This is a genomic window from Ruegeria sp. CDSC054 (genome assembly GCF_059610645.1).
Genome location: NZ_JBXWOA010000002.1, coordinates 113,755 through 138,960 on the forward strand (window position 1 = coordinate 113,755; position 25,206 = coordinate 138,960).

The following is a 25,206-nucleotide window of genomic DNA, read 5'->3' on the forward strand; positions in this document are numbered from 1 at the left end:
TATGGATATCTTGCGGGATAAACGAGTCAGCTGCAACCCATTTCTTTAGCTGATCGGGGTACTTGGACAATTCAAACCGTCCTCGGTGATGCTGCGCACCTCCTGGATTTCGCTGTCCGCAAAAGTGGCCAGTCTAACCACCAACTTGCCCTTATATTCGAAAGGCCACCAACACACCGGGATACCATCCTGGTCATCATCGTAGAGAAAGCAGATTTGACCATCAGGCGTGGTGATCTGACCATAAACGCAACCGCGCCCCACCATGCGCCAGACCGACAGCACGGGGCTGAGGAACTCTTCAGTTCCTACAAGCTCGCCCGTTGAAAAGTCGTGAAACGTGACTGTCTTGCCCTTTACTGCATCCAAAAACGCCTCAGGTGTGATCCGGGTTTGCGCCTGAGTGGTCAGCGGTGCCAGGGCCAGCAGCGCTGCGACCCCCAGCTTACCAATTGTCACGGAACCAACGCACGGCCCGCTTGAACGGGCGCGCGGCATAGGTGTCGACCGGGATTTCAAAGTCCCACCATTCGTCCTGCGGGTGCGCTGCAAACAGGCTGAGCCCCACTGCGGAGGAGAACCCCGGCCCGGTCGCCGATTGCGGTAGACCATGCACACGCAGCGGCCGGCCAAGGCGAACACGCTGCCCGAGGATGCGGGTGGCCAAACCATCCAGCCCCATGATTTGGCTGCCGCCGCCGGTCAGGACGATCTGCTGGCTCGGCATATGCTCGAACCCGGCGGCATCCAGACGAACACGCACCTCTTCCAGGATCTCTTCAACACGCGGACGCATTATCCCGATCAGTTCAGCTCGGCTAACAGTTCGGCGATCATGCTCCCAGTCGCCGGTATCGCCGCCGATATCAATCAGGTCGCGATCATCCGCTCCAGTGGCATGGACGCCGCCATTGAAGGTTTTTATCCGCTCGGCGACCGATGCGGGAATGCCCAACCCCATCGAAATGTCCGAGGTCACATGATCCCCACCCATGCGAACGCAGTCGGCGTAAATCATGTGCTTTTTCATAAAGATCGACACGCTGGTCGTACCGCCACCCATGTCGATACAGGCCGCGCCCAGTTCCTGCTCATCCTCGACCAAGGCGGAAACACCAGACACATAGGCCGAGTTTGCAATTCCGGCCAATTCCAGATCACAGCGTTTGATACAGCGCACAATGTTCTGGATCGCGGTCGCGTCGACCGTCAACATGTGCATGTCGACGGCTAGGCTCTGCCCCATTTGGCCGCGCGGGTCGATCAGTCCCGAGCGGTTGTCCAAAGCGAAGTTTACCGGTTGGGCATGCAGTACTTCGCGCCCGGCTCCGTAATCCGGCACATCACAGGCGTTCAGAACACGGCCAACCTCGGCCTCGGTCACGACCTGACCCTCAAGATCGACCTGTGCATCCAACCCGTAAGAGCGTGGATTCGCACCCGAGAAGCTGGCAATCACATGATCGACCCGGATATCGGCCATCTTTTGCGCCGCCTGCAGGGCGGTTCGGATGGCCCGTTCGGTTTCCTGCATGGCGGTGACTTCGCCAAATTGAACGCCCCGCGACCGTGTGGTCGCAGCACCGATCACCCGGAACCCGGTCTGCCCGGCCATCGACCCGATGGTGTTATCCTCGCTCAGGCGGCCGGTCCCGTCAAAGCGCAAAACAAGACAGGCAATCTTGGAACTGCCAACATCGAGAATGGCGACAACACCGCGTTGCATGGCTTGTCTGCGCATCTGCCGCATGGCGCGCTGGGACTGATAAAGATCGGTCATCATGGTCGTTACTGCTCGCTACCCACTGTCACTTTTGTATTCCACCAGTCTTCGCTGGCAGCTTTGGTCATTCTTATTGTCGGACGTTGCCCAAGGCGCATGTCGACCACCGCGACGTCGCGTTCCAAAAGGTCCTGCACCTCATTCACGGCCAGAACGCGTTCCAACGCGCGCACGGGACGTTCGGTCGGCAACATGATGCGCTGGCCGCGGTCCATAACCAAGTCCCAGCGACGCTCGCCAATCCGGACCAGCCCGCGCACACGGCCGCCGAGACTGCGGGCGGTTGTCAGTAATTCAAGGGCCTCACCTACGTGACCGTCTGCACCTTTGCCCGCGATCAGAGGTAAATTAGAGTGATCCTTGCGCGACGCGATGCGTTCCACATGCGCGCCGGTCTCGTCCAGCAATTCGATCCCATGGCGCGTACGCCAGACGATGACGGGCTGACGCTCGACCACATCCACCTGCAGAATACCGCCGGGGCGTACCCGCACGGTGGCGGACTTGACTGGATTCAATCCTGTGATCGTGTCGCGAATTTGCTCAACGTCCAGGTCCCATGAACTGACGGGGAAATCCAGCGGTACAACCTCACGGATATCCTCGGACAGGTTGGTCCCTGCCCCGTCAATCGCCATAAGGTTGACCATGAACTCTGGCCGTTGCTGGATCGAGGTCTTGATGTCGATGACATAGGCCACCACCGCATCGCGACGCTCCTGTGAGCCGAAATAGATGCCAACTGCGGCGCAAACGGCAAACACCGGCAGGCCAATCTTTAGGCTGCGCCGAACGCCCCGCGTCAGCATCCAGCGCTGCAGGCGGTAGCTGAGACGAGACGGGGCTGGGTCGAGGCGATCGCCCTTGCGGCCAAACATTCCGCGCAACCGCAATTTGGGTTCGGCTCCGGTATGTGCGCCGGATTCGAATTCGGCATCGGGACCGGTCAGTTGTTTGGGCCGGTGAACCACAGGCGCTCGGGTGGCTCTTAGCGGTCGCATGATGCGTCCTCCACCATCCAGGCGCAAAGCTGCCCGAAACTCATCCCCAGATGTGCGGCCTGTTCAGGCACCAGTGACGTCGGCGTCATGCCGGGCTGAGTGTTGGTCTCGAGCAGGAAAAGCCCATCGGCACCCATACTGTCATCCCAGCGGAAATCCGTACGGCTTACGCCTTTGCATCCCAGCGCGGAATGAGCGCGCAATGCGTAGTCCATGCACAGGTCAAAAATCTCGGTCGGTACGTCAGCGGGCAAAACATGCCACGATCCGCCGGGCTTATACTTGGCGTCATAATCATACCAACCGCCATCGGTCATGATCTCGGTAACCGTTACGGCCTTGTCGCTCATCACCGTTACAGTCAACTCGCGTCCGGCGATGTATTTCTCGACCATCACCTGATCGGGCATTTCATGCGACAGTTGCGGAGGGCCATTAGACCCTTCATGCACGATGTAGATTCCAACGCTGGAGCCTTCGTTGTTGGGCTTGGCCACGTAAGGAGGCTCCATCACATGAACCTTAACTACCTCAATCTTTGGTACGATCACGCTGGCAACAACGGGTAGGCCTTCGGCCTCAAACACTTCTTTGCTGCGCTGCTTGTCCATCGCCAGCGCCGAGGCCAGAACACCAGAGTGCGTGTACGGAATGCGCATCCATTCCAGCAGACCCTGAACGCAGCCATCCTCGCCCCAGCGGCCATGCAGGGCGTTAAACACAACGTCTGGTTTGATTTCCAAAAGGCGCGCATAGAGGTCAGGACCTGCGTCCAGCTCAACTACCTCAAAGCCTTCTCCCACAAGGGCGGCCGCGCATTCGCGCCCAGAGCTGAGAGACACCTCGCGTTCCTTCGAGGGTCCACCCATCAATACCGCCACTTTGGGGTTTGTCCTGCTCGACATACCCAACGTGCGCCTCAATGTCCCCGGACCTTATGTGGTGGTCCGTACTGCGTTTATCTCCTTGATCCGTCGCCTTAATTTGCCTGTTATGGTCTGACGGTCAGGGCTTTATTCTGTCAACGGATCACCGACCCGCATGATTTCCCACTCTAGCGTGATGCCGCTTGTTTCGTAAACCTTTTTTCGCACCTCTTCGCCCAGACCTTCGAGGTCCGCGGCAGAGGCATCACCGGTATTGATCAGGAAATTCGAGTGCTTTTCGCTCATCTGTGCGCCGCCGCGCGTCGCGCCGCGCATGCCCGCATCGTCAATGACCTTCCATGCCTTGAGGTCGTGCACATCATCCGCCCGCCCGGTCGAAGAAAACCCTGCCGGGTTGCGGAAGGTTGACCCGGCGCTGCGGTCTTTGGTCGGCTGTGTTTCGTCGCGTTTTTGCAACTGCGCGGACATCCGGGCGTGCAGCTCTTCCGGATCGCCGGATGGACCTTCGAAAGTGCTCGAGATCAGCACCGCGCCTTCGGGCAGATCGGACTGGCGGTAACGGAAATTCAGGTCTTCCGGAGTCAGTTCCACAAGCTCACCCTGCCGGGTAACAATGGTCGCCTTGCGCAGCACGTTCGCCGTGTAGCTGCCATAGCACCCTGCGTTCATCCGCACCGCGCCGCCAATCGAGCCGGGAATAGTGCGCAAAAAGGTCAGGTCCACGCCCGCATCCGCTGCCTTGCGCGCCACATGCGCATCCAACGCGGCAGCTCCGGCGATGACGATGTTTCCCTCAACCGAGATAGCATTGAACCCGCGCCCCAATCGGATCACAACTGCGCGCAAGCCGCCATCGCGAACGATCAGGTTTGACCCGACGCCCATGGGAAAGACCGAGACGTCGCCGGACAGATCACGGAGAAAATCCTGCAAATCCTCGGTGTCAGCAGGTTGAAACAAATAGTCAGCCGGGCCGCCAACACGCAGCCAAGTCAAGTCATTAAGAGCCCGTTTTTTCGAGAGTTTGCCGCGTGGCTTGGGAAGCAATTGATCCATGGTGCTCTGGTAATCTGCTTGAACGGTTTTGTCACCCAATTGCTTAGAATTGTTCTTCCACCGCGCCAGAACGCGGTGCAGTCCCCCGGTGACAAACCCAACGCATAAGGCGGCAATCAACGGAATGGAGACCGCAAGCACGTAGATCACAATCCAAGCGTCTATCGTTGCGGTTTGTTTATCGATAGATACTGGCTCGAAATGTATACGGGTAACAAAGCCGTAAAGTCCCGACGCAATCAAAAACAAAATCAAAATGAGTGGGCCGCGAAGTTTGCCTGCTTTCGTACGTAGATGCGAATACATCGCGACCATAACAGAAACTAAGGTAAGCCCGCAGAGAAACGCGAATATTCTGGGGTCCAATTCTATTCTCCGACCATACGCCGCACCCACCGCCCCAGATAGATCACAGGCCAACGCAGTACCGACATACCCGCCGCCAGAACGATCAGCCCGATCCACGGGCCGTTCTGCAAAGTGACGTAACCCAGTATTGGAATCCCCACAGCGATCAGGACATAAGCACGGGTCCAATGGTTGTCCTTGCTGGGGATCATCGCCAGCACATTTGCGGCGATCCCCCACAGAGCGGCAAGGGCGATCGACCAGTTCACTCCTCGACCTCCTGCCCGGTCCAGCGGCGCCAGTAATAGCGAATGGGATTGCGGAACATGGATGCAAAGGCAGCAAAGGCCAGCAACGAGAAAAACCAGCCAAAGTCATGACCCAGCCAGACGATCAGCGCAGGAGCGGAAACGAACAGCACAATGCCCGGCGGAAATTGCAGGCGCATTGGCAGCATGGCGACGATCGTTGAGGCCAAAACCCACAAGCCAGCAAAAAGCACCGAATATACCAACTGCCCCTCCGAGGACGATCATTGCTGCAACTGCAAAACCACATTTTTAAGTTGCAGTGCTAGAGAGTCCATTCCATCAAACGGCTTGTTTTTGTCGCAGCCTTTCAGGCAACCCATTGGCCCAGGCGCTAATTGTACCGGCGCCAAGGCAAACAACCATGTCACCGGGACGGGCCTGTTCACGAACAAGGCGCTCCAGATCGTTTTCGTTCAGCAATGCACGCGCGTGGCGGTGACCGTGACGGATCAGGCCTTGCACCAGATCATCTCGGCTGGCTCCTTCGATCGGGTCCTCTCCGGCAGAGAAAACATCAGCGATGGCGACAACGTCCGCGTCATTGAAGCAAGTGCAGAAATCGTCAAACAGATTGGACAGGCGCGAGTACCGGTGCGGTTGGTGCACGGCGATCACGCGCCCATCGGTGGCCTGGCGCGCAGCTTTAAGAACGGCTGCAATCTCTACCGGATGGTGGCCGTAATCGTCGATAATGGTGACGCCATCGACCTCGCCGACCTTAGTGAAGCGGCGGTTGACGCCGCCAAAATTAGCCAGCGCATCACGGATTTCCGAGGCCTTCATACCCAGATGGCGGGCGACGGCCACTGCAGACAGCGCGTTTGAGACATTGTGGTCGCCGGGCATCGGCAATGTGCAGCCCTCGATCATCTTATCTTCGTACTGAAGGTGGATGTCGAAATGCGCCACGCCGCCCCTGTAGGTCAGGTTCAACGCACGAACATCAGCCTGCGCATTGAACCCATAGGTCCGGACCCGGCGGTCGGTGATACGTCCAACCAACGTCTGCACCTCTGCATGGTCCGTGCAGCACACAGCCAGACCGTAGAATGGCAGGTTCGAGACGAACTCGTAGAACCCGTCGCGCAGTTGGTCGAAGTCACCCCAATGCTCCATATGCTCGGGGTCGATATTCGTAACAATGGCAATGGTCGCGGGCAGTCGGTTGAACGAACCGTCGGATTCGTCGGCCTCGACCACCATCCATTCACCCTGCCCCATCCGTGCGTTCGAACCGTAGGCATGGATGATGCCGCCATTGATGACGGTCGGATCGAAATCGCCGGCCACCATCAGCTCGGCCATCATGGTGGTCGTGGTGGTCTTGCCGTGGGTTCCGGCAATGGCGATGTTGGATTTCAGGCGCATCAGCTCGGCCAGCATGTCGGCGCGACGAACAACCGGCAGGCCTTGCGCCCGGGCGCCGTCCAGCTCGGGGTTGCCAGGCTTGATCGCGGTCGACACCACAACAACGGCCGCGTTTTCAAGGTTTTCGGCACGCTGGCCGACAAATATCTCAGCCCCAAGGCTCGCCAGACGATCAGTGATCTTGGACGCCTTCAGGTCGGACCCCTGCACGCGGTAACCGAGGTTCAGCAAAACCTCGGCAATGCCCGACATCCCAATTCCGCCGATCCCCACAAAGTGAATCGACCCTACGTCTTGCGGCAGTTTGGTTGCAGGATTCATGTGGTCTCCTTCTGCGCCAGTTGTTCGACAAGGGCCGTCAGACGTTCAGTTGCGTCGGGGGCACCGGTCGAGAGGGCGGCATGGGCCATCTTTTGGGCGGCTTCGGGGTTGGTAAGAACGGCGGTGATTTGCTCTGTCAGCGCGGGAACGTCAAGCGCGTTTTCCGGGATCATAATCGCGCCGCCTGCCTGAACCAATCCTCGCGCGTTCGCAGTTTGATGGTCGCCTGCGGCTGCGGCGAACGGGATCAGGATCGATGGACGTCCGATGACCGAGATATCCGCCACGCTGGATGCGCCGGACCGGCTGATGACAAGTTGTGCATCCGACATGCGACGCGGAACGTCGTCAAAGAAAGGTTTGACCTCGGCCCGGATACCATGTTCGGCATAGAACGCCGTAACACGTTCCCCATCCTCGTCGCGGGCCTGATGTGCAACACGGATATGGCTGCGCAAGTCGTCAGGCAAGGCAGCAATCGCGCCAGGGACAATATCGCTGAGAATGCGCGCACCCTGACTGCCGCCCATAACCAGAATAGACATAGGATAGTCGCCCGGTGGGATGTAACCTGCGGCCTCGCGCTCAAGCACGGCGGCGCGGACCGGGTTTCCGGTGTGGATTCCATTGGCCCCTTCGGGCAGATCGGTCGGCCAGACACCACAGGCGACGTTGGCAACACGCGTGGCAAACAATTGGTTCACGCGCCCCAGAACCCCATTCTGTTCGTGGATCATGCGCGGAACTTTCAGCATCGTCGCGGCCCCCAAAGCCGGGATCGACGGGTATCCGCCAAAGCCCACGACAACGTCCGGTTTGTCCCGCATCATCTGGAACGCCATGCTGCTGACGCCGCCCGCAATCCTGGGGCCGACCAATGCCTTAGCGGCCAGTCCGCCGCGCGCGAAGGTGGCAGAGGCAACCTCGACAATCTCGACCGTTTGCGGAAAGGCGCCTGTGTAGCGCGCGCCACGCTCATCCGTGGACAGGCGCACGCGCCAGCCTTTATTCAGCATCGCTTCGGCCAACGCCTGCGCCGGGAACATATGGCCCCCGGTGCCGCCAGCCGCAATCAACAGGTAAGGTTTCCCCATTATCCTCTTCCGCGTAGAATATCGCCAAGTTCGCCCTGTGGGCGGCTTCTGGTGAAGGCCAGCAGCATTCCTACAGCGATGCCGCCCGCAATCAGCGACGACCCACCATAGCTGACAAAGGGCAGCGTCATGCCCTTGGCAGGCAGCAGACGCACGGCCACACCCATGTTGATCATGGCCTGAACGCCAAACATGCAGGCCAGACCGGTCCCGGCCAGACGGATGAACATATCGCGCTCGCGCATCAGCCGCAGAAGCGAGCGTACAACGATCAGTGAATAAAGCGCGATGATGATCAGCACCAGGATCAGCCCGTATTCTTCGGCCGCAACGGCGATGATGAAATCCGTATGGGCATCGGGCAAGGACCACTTCACCTGTCCCTCACCCACGCCGACACCGAACAGACCGCCTTCGCGGATGGCGTTGGTGGCATAGCCAAGCTGAGTGGTTGGGTCGACCTCCTGGTTCAGGAAGCCATCAATACGGCGGGCAAAGTGTTCCGAATTCGAATAGGCGAACATACCCCCCAGGACAACGACGCCCGCCATGCCAACCAGCAGCAGCATCGGCGCACCGGCCACAAAGTACATCACACCCCATCCAAACAGGATCAGGCAGGCCTGACCGAAGTCAGGTTGCAAAACCAGCATCGCCACAATTGCAATGCACAACGCAAATGACCACAACCGACCCGGAGGGCCGTTGATCTGTTGCGACGCTGCCAGCAGCCACGCGGCCACGACGACAAATCCGGGTTTCAGAAATTCCGACGGCTGCAAAGACGCAAAACCAAGTGAATACCAGCGCACCGCCCCTTTGCCGAAGTCTGTTCCAAAGACCGGTAGGAAAGCCAGCGCCACAAACGAGGCAAGGAATCCCAGCACCGCCAAACGGCGCACCAGCGTCGGCGACATCATCGACGTCAGCAGCATCGCAATCAGCGCCAGTCCGCCGAACAGCGCCTGCCGTTCGACATAGTGGAACGGATCAAATCCGTTGCGCCCTGCCAGTGGTGGTGATGAGGCCAGCCCCAGCAACAATCCGATGACAAACAGGATCAGAACGCAGGACATCGTCCAGCGATCAATCGTCCGCCACCATTTCGGAAGAATCGGTTCTCCGCGCTGGTCCTGGACCGCGCCATACACCATCTCAGTCATGAGATACCGCCACTATCTGCCTCGTTAACGTCCCGTTTTTCAGGATCTGAATGAGAGTCTACAGGCATTTTTGCGTTTGGGCTAGCGGAATGACACGACAACAGGGGAAATTGACACCTCCAAGCCGGAGATCCGACCCGGGCTTTCCTTTCCAGGATGTACGGATCACCTAGGTGACAAGATCGTAGTGCTTTATCGTTCTGGACTCGACCAACTCGGCCTCTGCCGGATCGATATGTGGACTTTGGTAATCGTCACCAACAAAAGCTACTAATGCGTCCAGGCTGCTCCAAATCATGACAAAACTGAACTCACGCGGTGTATCCGAACGCGGAGCACCCGGCAGGACCTGAACGACGCCTTCGGTGCTTTGCATCAATGGGATCGCAGTCTCGTGGAAGAACTTTGAAAATTCCGCCTCCTTGCCCGGACGAACTGTGACTTGGAAAATGCGCATGATCATTGAACCGCCCTCCTGTGCTGTACATCAAGATGAGTTTTCGTTTCGCGAGCATTCTAACACATGATATCGCGACCAATTTCGTAAGGGCACCAGCTGTCAATTTTTTCCCCTTTCCCAGAACCGTTAGAAGGACAAGGGTTCACCACCAGTCAGGCCTAGACGGCGCGTGTTTTCGTCTTCCTCTTGCCTTCCCTATTAATTCAAGCCATCCCGCGCGCATGACCTACGACACGATCATCCTTGGCGCCGGCGCAGCCGGCATGATGTGCGCCGCCCATTGCGGCGGGCGCGTTCTGGTGATCGACCACGCGAAGGCTCCGGGTGAGAAAATCCGCATCTCGGGCGGTGGGCGCTGCAACTTCACCAATATGTACGCAGGACCGGGAAACTTCCTGTCGCAGAATCCGCATTTCTGCAAATCCGCGTTGGCGCGGTACACGCAGTGGGATTTCGTTGATCTGGTCGGCCGACATGACATCGCATGGCATGAAAAAACACTGGGGCAGTTGTTCTGCGATGGATCATCAAAACAAATCATCCAGATGCTGCTGGACGAAATGGGGCGTGCTGGTGCCGAGCTGTGGGTTCGAACCGAAGTGAAAGATCTGCGCAAGACCGACAGCGGTTTTATTCTGGACGTAGAACGAGAAGGCCAGCGGCACGGTCTGAGCTGCACCAATCTGGTCCTCGCCACTGGCGGCAAGTCGATCCCCAAGATGGGCGCGACTGGGATGGCCTATGACATCGCGCGGCAATTCGGGCTGGGGATAACAGAAACGCGGGCGGCACTCGTTCCGTTCACGTTCTCGGACGGTCGGTTCAAAGACCTGTCTGGCGTATCCTTGCCTGCGCGGCTGTCGAATGACCGGGCCAGCTTTGACGAGGCCCTGTTGTTCACCCATCGCGGGCTTAGCGGACCATCGGTTCTGCAATTGTCTTCCTATTGGCGCGAAGGCGAGGCGATCCGCGTAAACCTGATCCCGGATCTGCCGCTGTTTGATTTGCTACGGGATCAGCGGCAAAGCGGTGGACGCAAGGCGCTGACCACGGAACTGGCGCGCCACCTGCCCGGGCGTCTAGTCGAGTACCTGAGCCATCATATCCCCATGCCAGGCAATCTGGCCGATCAGTCGGACACCGCGCTGTCCGAACTGATCGCAGCACTGTCCGACTGGCAGCTTACCCCCTCGGGCACCGAAGGGTATCGTACAGCCGAGGTGACGCTGGGCGGGATCGACACTGATAGCCTGTCGTCAAAAACGATGGAGGCCAGGGATGTCCCCGGCCTCTATGCGATTGGCGAAGCGGTGGATGTCACCGGATGGCTGGGCGGTTACAACTTCCAATGGGCGTGGTCCTCGGGCCACGCCGCAGGAATTGCAATCGCCGGGCAGAGTTAGCCGACGACGTTGTAGCCACGTCCGCGCATGCAGTTGCGCACGATTACTTCTTTGTTCTGGTTTTTGTTGATCACGTCAGCGCCGGCGCCAACAAGCGCACCGGCAACTGCCGCACGGCCCAGATTGTCGCTGCTGTCCTGAACAATCCCGGTTACAGCCGCCGCACCTGCCGCGCCTATCGCTGCGTTTCCTGCGGTAGAGCCATCAACACTGGCTTGTGATGCCGCCAGTTGTTGGCACTGCTGAAGGTCTACGTTGTAGTTCGGGCCGATCGGGCCGTCGACGATTGGTTGATAATTGGCACCTGTGTTGGTGCAGGCACCGGCAACGAGAATGGCAGGCAGGATCAGAGAAAACTTACGAAATGGCATAGTCATAACCTCGTGTTGAATTTGCAGGCAAGCAAAACCAATAATGATGGCGCGTCAAGCTGATAGCATCGCAGCTTGGCCCAACCGGCGGTCTATTGCAAATGGCTATTCCGGAAGCCGTTGCCTGACTTCCGCTACAAAGTCCTCTCCGCGCTGCTCGAAATTGTCGTATTGGTCGAAACTGGCCGCGGCTGGCGCAAGCAGGACTGTCTCGCCGGGTTGGGCATCCTTCATGGCTTGCTCAACAGCCTCGGACATGGTGGTGCAAACCAGCGCATCGGCCTTAAGTTGCATGGCGAAATTCGCGGCCTCGCGACCAATGACATATGCTTTGACCACCTGGTCAGCGGCTGCGTTCAGAGCGGCGACACCGCCTTCCTTCTCAAGCCCCCCACAGACCCAGCGGACCTTCCTGAAGGCGCTCAACGCCTTGAGAGCGCTGTCCACATTGGTGGCTTTTGAGTCATTCACATAAGTAATACTGCCTACCTCGGCGATGATCTGACTGCGATGCGGCAGGCCCGGATAGCTGTGCAGCGCGTCTTCGATCACGCGCGGTGCCAGCCCAAGCGCGCGACAGGCGGCATAAGCCGAACAGGCGTTTTGGTGGTTATGTGCGCCGGGAAGGCCCGTGATTCCGCGCAGGTCAATCGAGCCCGCTTGCCGTCCCTTGCGGTATTCCGACAAGAACCCTCTACGGGCAAACACCTGCCACCCGGGTCCCGTCAGTTTGCGCGCAACCGACACGCGGATGACGCGATCATCCGCACGGCCTTCGGCCAGTTGACCGGCTAGAAACGCGCCCTCTTTCTCGTCAATGCCAATCACGGCGCGATCCGGGCCGCCTTCGGCAAACAACCGACGCTTGGCGGCAAAATAGCCCCCCATCCCACCGTGGCGGTCAAGATGGTCGGGCGACAGGTTGGTGAAAACGGCCACGTCCGGGGTCAGGGCGCGGGCCAGTTCTGTTTGATAGCTGGACAGTTCCAGCACAACGACCGAACCGTCGCCGCCCGGATCAATATCCAGCACCCCACGTCCAATATTACCCGCCAGCTGCGCCTCGCGCCCGGCTTCGGTCAGGATATGGTGGATCAAAGCCGCGGTGGTCGATTTTCCGTTCGACCCGGTCACTGCGATCACACGCGGCGGAGTGTCATAGTTGTTCCATTCAGGTCCTGCAAAGGATCGGAAAAACAAACCGATGTCGTTGTCGACCGGGACACCGGCCTCAAGCGCCGCAGCAACAACCGGGTTCGGTTCTGGGTAAAGATGAGGAATACCGGGAGAGACAATAAGCGCCGCGATGTCTTCAAAAGCGCCATGACGGCGCAGATCGACGCAGACGAACCCCTCGGCCTCGGCCTTTTCCTGGGCGGCAGGATTGTCATCCCAACACACAGGCTCAGCTTTGCCTGCCTGCAGGGCACGCGCCGTGGCCAGCCCCGACCGGCCTAGCCCCAGAACCGCAACTTTCTGCCCTGAAAACCCTTTGACCGGGATCATACTGCCCACCTTTTTTGACGTAAATTTAGCCGCCACACTGCACCGAAGAAATCACTGATGGCAAGGGTGGCAAAAGGCTCGCGCGTCAGCGCGAGCCGGGCCCAACAGGTGGCAGGCGGACCGCAGGTCCGCTGAACCTGGCGGGAGCTTTACCGGATCTTCAGCGTTGCCAGACCGATCATCGCCAGGATCAGCGAGATGATCCAGAACCGGATCACGATCGTCGGCTCAGCCCATCCCTTTTTCTCATAGTGATGATGGATCGGCGCCATCAGGAACACGCGCCGCCCGGTGCGTTTGAAGTACAGCACCTGGATGATCACGCTCAACGCTTCGACCACGAACAAACCGCCGACGACTGCCAGCACCAGCTCATGTTTGGTGGCCACCGCAATGGCACCCAAAGCACCGCCTAACGCAAGCGACCCGGTGTCGCCCATGAACACCGCAGCCGGAGGTGCGTTGTACCAAAGGAACCCAAGGCCTGCGCCAAACAAAGCCGAGGTAAAAATGAAAATCTCACCGGTTCCCGGCACGTAATGAACGTCCAGATATTCGGTAAAGTCGACCCGTCCCACGGCGTAGGCAATCACGCCTAGCGTCGAGGCCGCGATCATCGCCGGCATGATGGCCAGACCATCCAGACCATCGGTCAGGTTCACCGCATTGGCCGCGCCAACGATCACGATGATCGAGAAGGGAATGTAGAATATGCCTAGATTGATCAGTGTATCCTTGAAAATCGGCAAAGCCAGCTGGTTTTGCAGCGCCTCGGGATGATGCAGCGTAGCCCAGGCCGAGGCCAAAACTGCGATTATCACCCCTAGCGCCATACGCATTTTGCCCGAAACGCCCTTAGTGTTCTGCTTCGATACCTTTGCATAGTCATCTGCAAACCCGATCGCCGCATAGGCCAGCGTTACAAATAAGACCATCCAGACGTAAGGGTTGTCCCACCGAGCCCAGACCAGGGTCGATGTCACCAGCGCGCCTACGATCAAAAGCCCGCCCATTGTCGGTGTGCCCGCCTTCGAAAAATGCCCCTCTGGGCCGTCATCCCGAATAGGTTGGCCTTTGCCCTGTTTTTTGCGCAGCACATTGATCAGCGGCTTCCCGAAAAGAAAACCAAAGATCAACGCAGTCAAAAAGGCGCCGCCAGCGCGGAACGTGATGTATCGGAAGAGGTTAAAAAAATCCCCTCCGTCCGACAGGGCGGTCAACCAATAGAGCATTACAAAACCTTTCTCACACTGAGGTCGCGGGCGCGGTCATCAATCAAGCGCGCCCCCTTGCCCCATTTTACGCAAACCGTCAACAATCTGTGCCAATGCCATGCTCAGCGATCCCTTGGCCAACACAGTGTCACCGGTCTGAACAAGCTCTGACATATGCACGGCCATCTCGGTGCTGGTCTCGAACCAAAGCCCGCGTTTGTCCGCCGAAAGTGCATCGTGCAGCGCCTTCATCAGCGGACCAACGCAATGCACTTTGTCCACGCGTTGCATGGCCGAAACATCCGCCATCGCCGCATGCATGGCAATTTCCTCCGGCCCCAACTCCTTCATATCCCCAAGAAAAGCGATACGACGCTGACCTTGCGCGGCGGCCAGAACGTCCAGTGCGGCCTCCATCGACGTCGGGTTAGCGTTATAGCTGTCATCCAGCAATTCGATCCGACCGCCATCGGTCAAAGCGATCTGTTCGCGCACCCCGCGCCCCTTGACCGGCGACCATCCGCCGAGACCTGCAATGGCTTGATCCAGATCGACGCCCATTTCGACACATGCAGCCAATGCCCCCAGTGCGTTCATGGCGAAATGCGTGCCGGCTGACTGCACGTCAAACGCAATCGGGCGCCCTGCGACTGTTGCCTTTGCATGAACCGAGTCAGCCTCTTGGATTACATCGGTCAATGTGTAGTCGGAGCCATTGCGGCCGAAATCCACTGTTTTCGCGCCTAAATCTCGCGCACAGTCGCGCAGGATGTCCACATGCTCGATATCTGCGTTCAGGATGGCCGCACCGTCCTCCGTCAGACCGTCAAAAATTGCGGCCTTCTCATGTGCAATACCGGCCACCGATTCAAACGCTTCGAGGTGTACTGCCGCCACAGTCGTGACCAGCGCCACATGCGGGCGGGCCTGACGCGCGAGCGGAGAAATCTCTCCGGGGTGATTCATTCCGATCTCGATCACAGCAAATTCTGTGTCGCGCGGCATCCGCGCCAATGTCAGGGGAACCCCCCAATGATTGTTGTAGCTGGCAACGCTGGCATGGGTTTTCCCCTGCGTTTCCAATATGGTGGCCAGCATTTCCTTGGTTGACGTCTTGCCAACGCTGCCTGTGACGCCCAGCACACGCGCTTCGGTTCGGGCACGACCCGCCCGACCCAGCGTTTCCAGCCCGGTCTGGACATCTTCGACGACCAACAAGGGCGCGTCTTCAGCCACGCCTTCGGGAATGCGGGATACCAAAGCCGCACCTGCGCCTTTCTCCAAAGCTTGCGCTACAAAATCATGCCCGTCCCGCGCAGCCTTTAGCGCAACGAAAAGATCGCCGGGCTGGATGGTGCGCGTGTCGATCGACACACCATTGACCGCCCAATCCGAAGTGACGCGTCCACCGGTTGCCTCGGCGGCCTCGGCTGCAGTCCACAATGTCATGCCACCCTCCCGTCCAGTGCGGCCACGCTGATGCTGGCCTGTTCGACATCATCAAATGGCAGAACCTGATCGCCAACGATCTGGCCGGTTTCATGCCCTTTGCCCGCAATCAAAAGCGCATCCCCGGGTTGCAGCGCGTCTATCCCGCGCAAGATGGCCTCGGCCCGATCGCCGACCTCGGTGGCCTCTGGTGCCCCGTCCATCACGGCGGCGCGTATGGTGGCCGGATCTTCGCTGCGCGGGTTGTCGTCGGTGACGAAAACAACATCAGCGTGGTTGGCGGCGGCTTGCCCCATCAGCGGGCGCTTGGTCGCGTCGCGATCACCACCCGCGCCGACAATAGCTATCAGGCGGCCCATCACATGCGGGCGCAGTGCCCTGAGTGCGGTCGCCACTGCGTCAGGTGTATGAGCGTAATCCACAAACACCGCTGCCCCATTCTCTCGCGTCGCGGCCAGCTGCATGCGTCCACGAACCGTCGTGAGATGCGGCAGGGTTTCGAAAACGTGTTCAGGCTCTTCCCCTCCAGCAATAACCAAACCGCAGGCCAACAAGATATTTTCGGCCTGAAACCCGCCGATCAGATTCAAACGGGTTTGGAAGATCTTGCCCTGCCAAGAAAACCGCAGGTCCTGACCTGTTGCGTCAAACCGCTGATTCATCAGGCACAGGTCTGCTTCCCCAAGCCCAACGGTCAGCACGTTCTGCCCCCGGTCTTCGGCAATCTGAAGGACCTGAGCCCCTTTGGGATCGCTCATGTTGACGACAACAGTGCCGTCTTGCGGCAGAACCCGGTCAAACAGGCCTGCTTTGGCTTGGAAATACGCCTCGAACGTTTCGTGGTAGTCCAGATGGTCTTGAGTGAAGTTAGAAAACCCGGCAGCAGCCAACTGTACCCCGTCCAAGCGGCGCTGTTCCAACCCGTGCGAGGATGCCTCCATCGCCGCATGAGTCACACCGTTCTCCGCAGCCTCGGACAGGCACCGATGTAAAGTGATTGGTTCGGGCGTTGTATGGGCTAGTGGTGCGGTCCACGCCCCCTCGACCCCTGTGGTCCCGAGGTTCACCGCGGCGTGACCAAGTTCAGTCCAGATCTGGCGAACAAATGTCGCGACCGAGGTTTTGCCATTGGTGCCAGTAACCGCAACGATGGTCTTAGGCTGCGCTCCGAACCACAGCGCAGCGCACCCGGCCAGCGCCTGACGCGGGTCCTCGAGCACGATCAGCGCCGCATCTGATGCGGCCAATTCCTCGGCTGCGATCTCTGCCCCTTCAGCATCCGTCAGGATGGCCGCGGCCCCCATACGCAAAGCGTATTGAACGAACTCACCGCCATGAACACGTGTACCGGGAAGTGCCGCAAAGAGGAAACCGTCTTTGACTTCGCGGCTGTCGACCGCCAGCCCTGTGACATCAGGATTGGTGCCACCTCGGGCGGTCAGGGCCAGTTGGCTCAGTTTCTTTGTCCTTGCGCCCATGACCCACCTCGTTTGGACAGCCTAATTTGAGGTCAGCGTTATAGCAGCGCCGGCCTCAGGCTCAACCCGAGGACGCAGGCCCAGCAACGGTGCGATGCGCCCGATCAATTCTGCGGCCACAGGAACCGCTGTCCAGCCTGCCGTACGGCGCTTTTCGCCATAAGCAAGGATGGATGGTTCGTCCAACGTTACGATCAGGACGTATTTTGGGTCATAGGCGGGAAAGAACGTCGCAAAGGTCGCAATCACCTTGTCGTCGTAATAACCACCACGCGGCTTGGGCTTATCCGCGGTGCCGGTCTTACCGGCCACATCATAGCCTGCCACATCGCCAAAACTGGCGGTGCCATCTGTTACCACCCGGCGCAACATGTTCTGCGCCTGTTTCGCGGCGTTGTCGGACATTACCCGAGGACCGTATTGCGGCCCATTTTTGCGCAGGATGGTCGGGCTGACGTAATGCCCGCCATTGGCAATCGCCGCGTAGCCCGCAGCCAGATGCATCGGGCTGGTCGACAGGCCATGACCATACGAGATTGTAACCGTGCTCAGTTCGCCCCATTTCTTGGGCTTCAGCGGCTCACCACCCTTGGCTTCGACGATTTCGAACGGGGTCGGATCGAACATACCAAGCGATTCCAGGAAATTCTGCTGGCGCTGCGCGCCGATCTGCAACGCCAGCCGCCCGGTGCCTCGGTTCGAGCTGTGGACGATCACATCCGCGACGCTGATCTTGCCATAGTTCTTGCCGTTGAATTCACCAATCGGGAAACGGCCGATCTTCATTGGCCCAGAGGTATCGATTATCGTGTTCGAATTCACCAAACCCAACTGAACCGCCTGCGCGGCGGTGAAAATCTTAAACACGGACCCCAGTTCGTAAACGCCCTGTACATAGCGATTAAACAGCGGACTGTCGGAGGGGTCGAACCCCGAGGTCGGCGGGCGCGGACGATCATTGGGATCGAAGGACGGCAATGAGGCCGCCGAGATCACCTCGCCCGTATGCGCGTTCATCAGAACCGCCGACGCCCCCTTGGCGTTCATGATCTTCATGCCGCCATATAGCACCTGCTCAACCGCGGCCTGAACGGTCAGGTCCAGCGAGAGCTGTAGCGGCTTAGTCCCATTCGCGGGATCACGCAGGTAGTCGTCGAATTGCTTTTCAACACCGGCCACACCGATCACTTCGGCCGCGCTGACGCCTTCGCGCCCAAAACTTGATCCGCCCAAGATATGCGCCGCCAGACGGCCATTCGGGTACAACCGCATCTCACGCGGGCCGAACAGAATGCCCGGGTCACCGATATCGTGCACGGCTTGTTTCTGCTCGGGCGAGATACGCTTTTTGATCCACAGGAACTTGCGGTTGCCGGTGAAGTCCTTGACCAGGCGTTCTTTTTCCAGATCGGGGAAGATCGCGACAAGCTGATCAGCGGCAGCAATCGGGTCGATCATCAGCGGCGGCTGCGCATATACCGAATAAGTATCCAGATTGGTCGCCAGAATGCGCCCTTCCCGGTCGACGATGTTGGCCCGCTGCATCGCAATGGCTGCACCCGGGGCCGAGGCCACAGGTTCTTGCGCTTCGGACGTGGCCAACATGCCCATCCGGACGCCTACGACCGAAAAGGCGCAGAAAAAGAACAGACCCAGCACCAGCAAGCGACCTTCAGCACGAGTGCGGCTGCGGTCTTTCATATCTTCGTGACGCTTGCGGATATTTTCGCGCTCGATGGCTTTGGGATTCTCGCCCCGCGAACGCGCGTCAAGGATTCGAGCCAGAGGGCGCAGCGGCGTGCGGGTCATGGGATCTGCACCTCACCCAGCGCCTGAATGTTCGTGATGGCCTGCAGCTCGATCGGATCGACGATCGGCAGGTCAGGATCTTCCGCATAGGCAATCTGATCGGCGCGACCGAACTGCTCGGCCCGCAGGGGCAAAAGGCCCAGCCGTTCAAAGTTCAGATCAGCAAGCTCACGCAACCTGTCGGGGCGGTTCAGATAGGCCCATTCGGCGTTCAAAACCGCCAGCTTCACCTGCGCCATACCAATTTCGCGCTGCAGCTTCTGCGTTTCCTTCACCACCTGCTGCGTGCGATAGTTTTCCTGATACGCCCACAGCGCCAGTCCAAACACGGACAGAGCAGTCAACACATAAAAAACACTCTTCATTTTGCTCTTCCCCCTAGTTGCGGCATACCAACGGCGCGGGCATCAATTTCCCCCGACGGCGCATCCGTTCGAATTGCAACGCGCAGCTTTGCCGAGCGTGAACGCGGATTTTCCTGCAGCTCCTGATCATCCGGCCCCACGGCTTTACGAGTCTTGAGCGTGAACTGCGGCAGCTCCTGCTCAATCTCGGGCGCATACCGATTGGCCCGGCCCGTCTTGCCCGCACGGGAGTGAAAGAACCGTTTGACCATCCGGTCTTCGATCGAATGGAACGTGACCACAGCTAACTGGCCACCCGGCTTCAATGCCCGTTCAGCAGCCATCAGTCCTTGATACAGCTCTTCATATTCAGCATTCACTGCGATCCGCAGGCCCTGAAAACTGCGCGTTGCAGGGTGGGACTGCCCCGGCTTGGGTCGCGGCAAACAGGATTCGATGATCTGGACGAGGCGCAGAGTTGTTGTAATCGGCTCTTCCGCACGCGCTTTGGCGATGGCCTTGGCAATGCGGCGGCTCGCGCGCTCTTCGCCGTAATGATACAGGATATCGGCCAGTTGTTCCTCGGTCGCATTGTTGACCAAATCAGCCGCGCTTTCGCCTTCCTGGCTCATTCGCATGTCGAGCGGGCCGTCTTTCATGAAAGAAAAGCCGCGTTCCGCCAGGTCCAGCTGCATCGACGACACGCCCAGATCCAGAACGACACCATCCAGATCCTGCGCGTATTCGTCCATGCGTGAGAATACACCCGGCTGCATCACAAGCCGGTTGCCATAATCTCCGACCCAATCCGCCGCCATTTCAAACGCCAACGGATCACGGTCCACGCCGATGACTTTCTCTGCGCCGGCGTCCAGCAGGCCCTTTGTATATCCGCCTGCGCCAAACGTTCCATCCAGCCAGACGCCCGACACGGGAGCCACAGCTGCCAGCAACGGACGCAACAGAACTGGGATATGAGGTTTATCGGAAGGGGTTTCAGCGCCGGCCATGCCGTTACGCATCCCCGGTGCCGTCAAGGAACTCCAAAGGATCGAAATCCTCGGGCTGTTCGTCCAACCACTCTTCGGCCGCAGCGAGTTCTTCGGATTCATAAGTTTCCGGCTTCCAAATCTGGAACGTGTCACCCGCGGCGATAAAGAATGCCTCACCTTCAAGGCCAATCTTGTTACGCAGCTTTGCCGGCAGCACCAGTCGGCCGGTTTCATCCACTGTGGTCGGAAAGGACTGACCATGGAACATGCGCTGCAACATCTTCCGCTGCATCGATCCGCGCGGCAGCGCGTCGATCTTGGCATCGACCTCTTCGATCGCCTGCATGGTATAGCATTCCAGGAATTTGCGGCGGTGGTCGCCGTAGACAATTACAAGCTCAGGAGTGTCGCCGGGCTGCCAGTTCGGGTCCGAGGCCTCAAGCACACGGCGAAACGAGGCCGGGATCGATACCCTGCCCTTCGTGTCCACCTTATGGTGGCTTTCACCTCTAAACCTGCGCGCCAAGACGACTGTCCCTTCCGCTTGCGCCCCACTTAAAATTCACTCCCCCAGATGAAAAACGGCGGGTTGATCTGCTGCCACTGATCAACCCGCCGCATTGACCCGCTGTGCGGGATGTCCAGCTGCGCGCGCCACCTGGGGGGATGTCTGCTCGCCCGCGCGCCGGATCTCTTGATTGATGAAAGCGAGATGCCTGTATGAAACCTGATTTTTGTTGTTTCGGGGTCGTTTGGTGCCCCATGTGCCTCGTCCTCATCGGATGAATTAGGGATGACATGGGAATTCATGGAAATCAACAAAAAATTTGCAGACCTTATGTTCAGACTCGCAGTTTAGCCAACGCGATTGAGAAAGAAAACCACCCTGTGGACACCAATTGTAGATAATTGCGGCAATGGTCGCACTAAATAAGCCAATTTTGAACCCACTCCAACTATTCCCATAATTTCCCAGATATTTCTTCAAAGGGTGAAGGTTTATGATGAGCGTAGCGAAAATGGGCCACTTGATTAGCGAATCACTCCAGCTTTAAACCTCAACCACATGTGGATTCTTCGCCGCTCCAGCTGACGCCCATGAATTCCCACGAACCGAAATCAATATGTCAGCCGCCGCGCGCCTGGCCCATCCAATACACAAAGCGCACAAGAATTGACAAACTCCGCTCAAAAGACGCGCAAACACGAAAATCCAGAAAATCTTGTTGAAACCTTCCTTTGGGGAAGCATCAGCTGAAGGCCTTATTTTACTGGCCCTTCCCAACCCCCATCGACAACCAGTTGATATCTATGCACTTGCTGCATAGCAGCATTGACGTTGTCGGGTATTGTGCAATTGCAGCATTTGCTTATTTTCAGTCTCAAGCAAGCGCCGGACAACACCGGCAACAACGAATACATCGAGTAAAGCAAATGGCTGCAGCAACACATAACACCGCGCTCAAAGGCGCACCGGCAACTAGCCTGGCTTCGCTATTCGAGGCGGCAAAGACCCGGTTCATCCAATATCGCGTCTATCGCCAGACAGTTCACGAACTGTCTGATCTGTCGAACCGCGAACTGGCTGATCTGGGGCTTCACCGCTCGATGATCCGCCGCCTGGCTCAGCAAGCGGCCGAAGAACACGTCGCACGTTAAGCGACACAGAAACACCGAGATCAGGTCCTTCCTCCTCCCTTTTGGACCTGTATTTCAGCGGCGGCATCTCTCCTCCTCCCTGATGTCGCCGCCCCTAATACCGGCCCTGATCGCCGGAAGCAGACACACCGGGTACTCCTCCTCCCTTTCCCGGTGTTGAAAGCGCGCGGCGACGTCTCTTCTCCTCCCTGACGTCGCCGCGTCTTCCTCATACCGGGATCAAACCCGGGTTCGGATACATCGGGGCTCTCCTCCTCCCTGCCCTGATGTTGAAAAGAACGGCGGTTCCCTCTCCTCCTCCCTGGGAACCGCCGTTTTTGTTTTTCGTACCGAGATGTAAACTGAAGCCCTGACCAGAATTTCAGGAGTTTCCGATGGCCGCTTATTTCATCGCCCAGATTTCCATTCACGACGCTGACGGGTACCAGAAATACCTTGAAGGCTTCATGCCGATATTTGACCGGCACGGAGGTCGCCTGCTGACGATATCCTCCAAGCCCGTGGAACTAATCGAGGGCGTATGGCCCGAAGACGGAATTGTGTTGATGGAGTTCCCATCTCTTGCTGCGGCCAAGGCGTGGAAAGACGACCCAGACTATATCAAGCTGGCGGAAATTCGGCACAAAACCGCGACGGCGAACATGGTACTGGTTGAAGGGCTATAGCGTTTAGAACGGCACATCATCCTTGGCGGACAGAAAGCGGGAAACCACTTTTTTCAATCCAGCTTTTTCGAAATCGACCTCAACCTTGTCACCTTCGATACCGATCACCGCGCCGTAGCCGAATTTCTGATGAAACACGCGCTCGCCAAGGGTGAAACTGGCAACAGCAGTCGCGTCGATCACCGTATTGCGGCTTTCGCGGGGTTGGGACGTTCCATACTGTCCCTGCCGGGCCTGCAATCGCCGCCAACCGGGGGAGTTATAGACATTGGCCTCGGCCGCACGGGTTTCGATACCGGCAGTCGGCTGACCACCCCCGTACAGCCCCGGCGGCGTCAGAACTTCGACATGATCTTCAGGCAACTCGTCAATGAAGCGCGACGGCATCGCATTTTGCCATTGGCCAAACACCCGACGATTGGCCGCAAAGGAAATCGTACAGATCTCTTCCGCGCGGGTGATGCCCACATAGGCCAGTCGCCGTTCTTCTTCGAGGCCCTTGATCCCGGACTCGTCCATTGATCTCTGTGATGGGAACAACCCGTCTTCCCACCCCGGCAGGAACACGGCCGGGAACTCCAGCCCCTTTGCCGCGTGCAGGGTCATGATCGAGACTTTTGCCCCGTCCGATTCCTTCTCGTTGTCCATTACCAGGCTGACATGTTCCAAAAACCCTTGCAGATTCTCGAAATTATCCAGTTGGTTGACCAATTCCTTGAGGTTTTCCAACCGCCCGGCTGATTCAACGTCTTTTTCCTTCCTCGGCGCATCCGGGCGACTAGGGTCAACAGGCTGTAGGTACATCTCTGGATAGCCCGACTCATCTATTATGACTTGCGCCAATTCGATGTGTGACAACTCCGGTTCACCGTAGCGAATTGTTGCAACTTCGTCTTCAAGCACGGAGTCATCATCAATTTCAATCAAGGGGCCACGTGTAAGACCATTCCAACGCGCAAGGTCCGCGATCAATTGTCGAAGGGACTTTGCGCCTTTTCCTTTCAAAAGCCCTTTTTCAATCGCCAACTTAGCGCCCTCAAGTAATGAGACGCTGTTTTCCCGTGCGGTTTCTTGAATTTCCTGCCATGCCTTACTTCCAAGACCGCGCTTAGGCTTGTTATAAATCCGCTCAAACGCCAGATCATCGCCGGGGCTGACCACCAGCCGGAAATAGGCCATCGCGTCACGAATCTCCATCCGCTCATAGAATCGCGGGCCACCTATGACCTTGTAGGGCAGACCGATGGTCAGAAAACGGTCCTCAAACGCGCGCATCTGATGGCTGGCCCGCACGAGAATCGCAATTTCATCCAGATTAAAGGGCCGCGCTCCACGCGTTCCCCCCTGCATCGCGTCGATCTCTTCACCGATCCAGCGCGCCTCTTCCTCGCCATCCCAATGACCGATCAGGCGGACCTTTTCACCGTCCTGCGCATCGGTCCACAATTCCTTGCCCAGCCGACTTTCATTGCCACGGATGACATTGGACGCTGCTGCCAAGATATGGGGGGTCGAGCGATAGTTCTGCTCTAACCGAACGACATAAGCCCCTGGAAAATCCTTTTCAAACCGCAGGATGTTGCCCACTTCGGCCCCGCGCCAGCCATAAATTGACTGATCGTCATCTCCCACACAACAAATGTTCTTGTGCGCCCCAGCCAGCAACCTCAACCACAGATATTGGGCAACGTTGGTATCCTGGTATTCGTCCACAAGGATGTAGCGGAACCAACGTTGATATCGCTCCAACACATCCGGATGGGTCTGGAAGATCGTGACCATGTGCAACAGCAGGTCGCCAAAATCCACCGCGTTCAGCTCGCGCAGCCGGGTTTGGTACTGAGCGTAGATCTCAATTCCCTTGTGGTTATAGGCGCCGGCATCGGCAGCAGGCACCTTGTCGGGCGTAAGCGCCCGGTTCTTCCAGTCATCAATGATTCCGGCCAACATGCGCGCAGGCCAGCGTTTGTCATCGATATTGGCCGCCTGAATCAGCTGTTTGAGCAGCCGCAACTGATCATCCGTATCCAGAATGGTGAAATTCGATTTCAGATCGACCAGTTCCGCGTGCCGTCGCAGCAGCTTGACGCAGATCGAGTGGAATGTGCCCAGCCACGGCATCCCCTCGGCTGGTTGTCCCAACAGACGGCCCACGCGGTTCTTCATCTCGCGCGCAGCCTTGTTGGTAAAGGTAACGGACAAAATCTCATTCGGGCGCGCCCGCCCGGTGCTGAGCAGATGCGCGATTCGGGCTGTCAGTGCCTTGGTCTTCCCAGTGCCTGCACCGGCCAGCATCAGGACAGGACCGTCCAACCTCTCGACCGCGTCGCGCTGCGCCGGGTTCAGCTCATCCAGATAAGGCATGGGGCGCGCGGCCATGGCGCGCGCGGACAGGGATGCGCCCTCAAAGGCGTCTATTTCGTCGAAACTGCTCATCTTTCCAAACTACGCTGGATGTTGGCCGAGGGAAAGGGTTTGTTCACGCCTTGTTCGCACAGATTTTGTTACACCTTTGCGATCAATT

Annotated in this window: 24 protein-coding genes; 3 read left to right on the top strand and 21 right to left on the bottom strand. The window is 58.2% G+C overall.

Annotation, left to right across the window (positions count from 1 at the left end):
- Positions 1 to 45 precede the first annotated feature (45 nt).
- The 11 genes from AC2FGC_RS04500 to AC2FGC_RS04550 form a co-directional block, all read right to left on the bottom strand.
- Entirely contained in the window at positions 46 to 459 is a 414-nt protein-coding gene (locus AC2FGC_RS04500) for a hypothetical protein (protein ID WP_496724408.1), read from the bottom strand.
- A complete protein-coding gene (ftsA, locus tag AC2FGC_RS04505; RefSeq protein ID WP_058279582.1) occupies positions 446 to 1,780 on the bottom strand; it encodes a cell division protein FtsA in 1,335 nt (444 codons plus the stop codon). The genes AC2FGC_RS04500 and ftsA overlap by 14 nt, the downstream gene beginning before the upstream one ends.
- 8 nt (positions 1,781 to 1,788) lie before the next feature.
- Positions 1,789 to 2,784 carry a cell division protein FtsQ/DivIB gene (locus AC2FGC_RS04510; RefSeq protein WP_496781529.1) on the bottom strand — a complete coding sequence of 332 codons (996 nt, stop codon included), beginning with the start codon at positions 2,782 to 2,784 and terminating at the stop codon, positions 1,789 to 1,791.
- Positions 2,772 to 3,695: a D-alanine--D-alanine ligase gene (locus tag AC2FGC_RS04515; RefSeq protein ID WP_496724402.1), complete on the bottom strand. Its 924-nt coding sequence runs from the start codon at positions 3,693 to 3,695 to the stop codon at positions 2,772 to 2,774. Before AC2FGC_RS04515 ends, AC2FGC_RS04510 begins: the two co-directional genes overlap by 13 nt.
- 102 nt (positions 3,696 to 3,797) lie before the next feature.
- Positions 3,798 to 4,727: a UDP-N-acetylmuramate dehydrogenase gene (gene murB, locus AC2FGC_RS04520; protein WP_496781886.1), complete on the bottom strand. Its 930-nt coding sequence runs from the start codon at positions 4,725 to 4,727 to the stop codon at positions 3,798 to 3,800.
- Between the two features lie 368 nt (positions 4,728 to 5,095).
- Positions 5,096 to 5,344 carry a DUF2484 family protein gene (locus AC2FGC_RS04525; RefSeq protein ID WP_496724400.1) on the bottom strand — a complete coding sequence of 83 codons (249 nt, stop codon included), beginning with the start codon at positions 5,342 to 5,344 and terminating at the stop codon, positions 5,096 to 5,098.
- Positions 5,341 to 5,589 (bottom strand): DUF2484 family protein, encoded by a 249-nt coding sequence (locus AC2FGC_RS04530; protein ID WP_496724398.1) that lies wholly within the window; start codon positions 5,587 to 5,589, stop codon positions 5,341 to 5,343. The genes AC2FGC_RS04525 and AC2FGC_RS04530 overlap by 4 nt, the downstream gene beginning before the upstream one ends.
- Positions 5,590 to 5,665: 76 nt before the next feature.
- On the bottom strand, positions 5,666 to 7,075 hold the full coding sequence (murC, locus tag AC2FGC_RS04535; protein ID WP_496724396.1) for a UDP-N-acetylmuramate--L-alanine ligase: 1,410 nt from the start codon (positions 7,073 to 7,075) through the stop codon (positions 5,666 to 5,668).
- Complete coding sequence (locus AC2FGC_RS04540) at positions 7,072 to 8,169, bottom strand: UDP-N-acetylglucosamine--N-acetylmuramyl-(pentapeptide) pyrophosphoryl-undecaprenol N-acetylglucosamine transferase (protein WP_496724394.1); 1,098 nt, start codon at positions 8,167 to 8,169, stop codon at positions 7,072 to 7,074. Before AC2FGC_RS04540 ends, murC begins: the two co-directional genes overlap by 4 nt.
- Positions 8,169 to 9,332, bottom strand: coding sequence for a putative lipid II flippase FtsW (gene ftsW / locus AC2FGC_RS04545; protein ID WP_058279575.1), 1,164 nt, complete (start codon positions 9,330 to 9,332; stop codon positions 8,169 to 8,171). Before ftsW ends, AC2FGC_RS04540 begins: the two co-directional genes overlap by 1 nt.
- 169 nt (positions 9,333 to 9,501) lie before the next feature.
- Positions 9,502 to 9,795, bottom strand: a complete 294-nt coding sequence (locus AC2FGC_RS04550; RefSeq protein ID WP_496724392.1) for an antibiotic biosynthesis monooxygenase family protein — start codon at positions 9,793 to 9,795, stop codon at positions 9,502 to 9,504.
- A 218-nt stretch (positions 9,796 to 10,013) separates the two neighbouring features.
- Here AC2FGC_RS04550 and AC2FGC_RS04555 point away from each other — a divergent pair, with 218 nt between their 5' ends.
- On the top strand, positions 10,014 to 11,195 hold the full coding sequence (locus AC2FGC_RS04555) for a BaiN/RdsA family NAD(P)/FAD-dependent oxidoreductase (RefSeq protein ID WP_496724390.1): 1,182 nt from the start codon (positions 10,014 to 10,016) through the stop codon (positions 11,193 to 11,195).
- Here the strand turns inward: AC2FGC_RS04555 and AC2FGC_RS04560 are convergent.
- From AC2FGC_RS04560 to mraZ, 9 genes are all read right to left on the bottom strand, one after another.
- A complete protein-coding gene (locus AC2FGC_RS04560; RefSeq protein WP_233493524.1) occupies positions 11,192 to 11,566 on the bottom strand; it encodes a glycine zipper family protein in 375 nt (124 codons plus the stop codon). The genes AC2FGC_RS04555 and AC2FGC_RS04560 overlap by 4 nt on opposite strands.
- Before the next feature lie 105 nt (positions 11,567 to 11,671).
- Positions 11,672 to 13,072, bottom strand: a complete 1,401-nt coding sequence (murD, locus tag AC2FGC_RS04565) for a UDP-N-acetylmuramoyl-L-alanine--D-glutamate ligase (protein ID WP_496724387.1) — start codon at positions 13,070 to 13,072, stop codon at positions 11,672 to 11,674.
- 149 nt (positions 13,073 to 13,221) lie between these two features.
- Complete coding sequence (gene mraY / locus AC2FGC_RS04570; RefSeq protein WP_108859445.1) at positions 13,222 to 14,304, bottom strand: phospho-N-acetylmuramoyl-pentapeptide-transferase; 1,083 nt, start codon at positions 14,302 to 14,304, stop codon at positions 13,222 to 13,224.
- Between the two features lie 39 nt (positions 14,305 to 14,343).
- Complete coding sequence (locus AC2FGC_RS04575) at positions 14,344 to 15,735, bottom strand: UDP-N-acetylmuramoyl-tripeptide--D-alanyl-D-alanine ligase (protein WP_496781531.1); 1,392 nt, start codon at positions 15,733 to 15,735, stop codon at positions 14,344 to 14,346.
- Positions 15,732 to 17,213: a UDP-N-acetylmuramoyl-L-alanyl-D-glutamate--2,6-diaminopimelate ligase gene (locus AC2FGC_RS04580; RefSeq protein WP_496724383.1), complete on the bottom strand. Its 1,482-nt coding sequence runs from the start codon at positions 17,211 to 17,213 to the stop codon at positions 15,732 to 15,734. Before AC2FGC_RS04580 ends, AC2FGC_RS04575 begins: the two co-directional genes overlap by 4 nt.
- A gap of 21 nt (positions 17,214 to 17,234) precedes the next feature.
- Positions 17,235 to 19,022, bottom strand: coding sequence for a peptidoglycan D,D-transpeptidase FtsI family protein (locus tag AC2FGC_RS04585; RefSeq protein ID WP_496724381.1), 1,788 nt, complete (start codon positions 19,020 to 19,022; stop codon positions 17,235 to 17,237).
- On the bottom strand, positions 19,019 to 19,387 hold the full coding sequence (ftsL, locus tag AC2FGC_RS04590) for a cell division protein FtsL (RefSeq protein WP_496724379.1): 369 nt from the start codon (positions 19,385 to 19,387) through the stop codon (positions 19,019 to 19,021). Before ftsL ends, AC2FGC_RS04585 begins: the two co-directional genes overlap by 4 nt.
- Positions 19,384 to 20,376, bottom strand: a complete 993-nt coding sequence (rsmH, locus tag AC2FGC_RS04595; RefSeq protein WP_496724587.1) for a 16S rRNA (cytosine(1402)-N(4))-methyltransferase RsmH — start codon at positions 20,374 to 20,376, stop codon at positions 19,384 to 19,386. Before rsmH ends, ftsL begins: the two co-directional genes overlap by 4 nt.
- A 4-nt stretch (positions 20,377 to 20,380) precedes the next feature.
- A complete protein-coding gene (gene mraZ / locus AC2FGC_RS04600; RefSeq protein WP_496724377.1) occupies positions 20,381 to 20,884 on the bottom strand; it encodes a division/cell wall cluster transcriptional repressor MraZ in 504 nt (167 codons plus the stop codon).
- Between the two features lie 908 nt (positions 20,885 to 21,792).
- Between mraZ and AC2FGC_RS04605 the strand changes: the two genes are divergently transcribed.
- Together AC2FGC_RS04605 and AC2FGC_RS04610 are read left to right on the top strand one after the other, a co-directional pair.
- A complete protein-coding gene (locus AC2FGC_RS04605) occupies positions 21,793 to 22,017 on the top strand; it encodes a DUF1127 domain-containing protein (protein WP_108859440.1) in 225 nt (74 codons plus the stop codon).
- A gap of 374 nt (positions 22,018 to 22,391) precedes the next feature.
- The gene (locus AC2FGC_RS04610; RefSeq protein ID WP_496724375.1) at positions 22,392 to 22,682 is read left to right on the top strand and encodes a DUF1330 domain-containing protein; all 291 of its coding nucleotides are present in this window, start codon (positions 22,392 to 22,394) and stop codon (positions 22,680 to 22,682) included.
- A gap of 3 nt (positions 22,683 to 22,685) precedes the next feature.
- Here AC2FGC_RS04610 and AC2FGC_RS04615 read toward each other — a convergent pair whose 3' ends face one another.
- The gene (locus tag AC2FGC_RS04615) at positions 22,686 to 25,118 is read right to left on the bottom strand and encodes an ATP-dependent helicase (protein WP_496724373.1); all 2,433 of its coding nucleotides are present in this window, start codon (positions 25,116 to 25,118) and stop codon (positions 22,686 to 22,688) included.
- Positions 25,119 to 25,206 lie beyond the last annotated feature (88 nt).

Coding starts and splice junctions, on each gene's coding strand:
- ftsA (WP_058279582.1), bottom strand. CDS start 1,780: ATGACCGATCTTTATCAGTCCCAGCGCGCCATGCGGCAGATGCGCAGA.
- AC2FGC_RS04610 (WP_496724375.1), top strand. CDS start 22,392: ATGGCCGCTTATTTCATCGCCCAGATTTCCATTCACGACGCTGACGGG.
- murB (WP_496781886.1), bottom strand. CDS start 4,727: ATGGATCAATTGCTTCCCAAGCCACGCGGCAAACTCTCGAAAAAACGG.
- rsmH (WP_496724587.1), bottom strand. CDS start 20,376: ATGGCCGGCGCTGAAACCCCTTCCGATAAACCTCATATCCCAGTTCTG.
- AC2FGC_RS04575 (WP_496781531.1), bottom strand. CDS start 15,735: ATGACATTGTGGACTGCAGCCGAGGCCGCCGAGGCAACCGGTGGACGC.
- ftsW (WP_058279575.1), bottom strand. CDS start 9,332: ATGACTGAGATGGTGTATGGCGCGGTCCAGGACCAGCGCGGAGAACCG.
- AC2FGC_RS04585 (WP_496724381.1), bottom strand. CDS start 19,022: ATGACCCGCACGCCGCTGCGCCCTCTGGCTCGAATCCTTGACGCGCGT.
- ftsL (WP_496724379.1), bottom strand. CDS start 19,387: ATGAAGAGTGTTTTTTATGTGTTGACTGCTCTGTCCGTGTTTGGACTG.
- AC2FGC_RS04510 (WP_496781529.1), bottom strand. CDS start 2,784: ATGCGACCGCTAAGAGCCACCCGAGCGCCTGTGGTTCACCGGCCCAAA.
- AC2FGC_RS04560 (WP_233493524.1), bottom strand. CDS start 11,566: ATGCCATTTCGTAAGTTTTCTCTGATCCTGCCTGCCATTCTCGTTGCC.
- murD (WP_496724387.1), bottom strand. CDS start 13,072: ATGATCCCGGTCAAAGGGTTTTCAGGGCAGAAAGTTGCGGTTCTGGGG.
- AC2FGC_RS04580 (WP_496724383.1), bottom strand. CDS start 17,213: ATGGGCGCAAGGACAAAGAAACTGAGCCAACTGGCCCTGACCGCCCGA.
- AC2FGC_RS04605 (WP_108859440.1), top strand. CDS start 21,793: ATGGCTGCAGCAACACATAACACCGCGCTCAAAGGCGCACCGGCAACT.
- AC2FGC_RS04550 (WP_496724392.1), bottom strand. CDS start 9,795: ATGATCATGCGCATTTTCCAAGTCACAGTTCGTCCGGGCAAGGAGGCG.
- mraY (WP_108859445.1), bottom strand. CDS start 14,304: ATGCTCTATTGGTTGACCGCCCTGTCGGACGGAGGGGATTTTTTTAAC.
- AC2FGC_RS04540 (WP_496724394.1), bottom strand. CDS start 8,169: ATGGGGAAACCTTACCTGTTGATTGCGGCTGGCGGCACCGGGGGCCAT.
- AC2FGC_RS04555 (WP_496724390.1), top strand. CDS start 10,014: ATGACCTACGACACGATCATCCTTGGCGCCGGCGCAGCCGGCATGATG.
- murC (WP_496724396.1), bottom strand. CDS start 7,075: ATGAATCCTGCAACCAAACTGCCGCAAGACGTAGGGTCGATTCACTTT.
- AC2FGC_RS04615 (WP_496724373.1), bottom strand. CDS start 25,118: ATGAGCAGTTTCGACGAAATAGACGCCTTTGAGGGCGCATCCCTGTCC.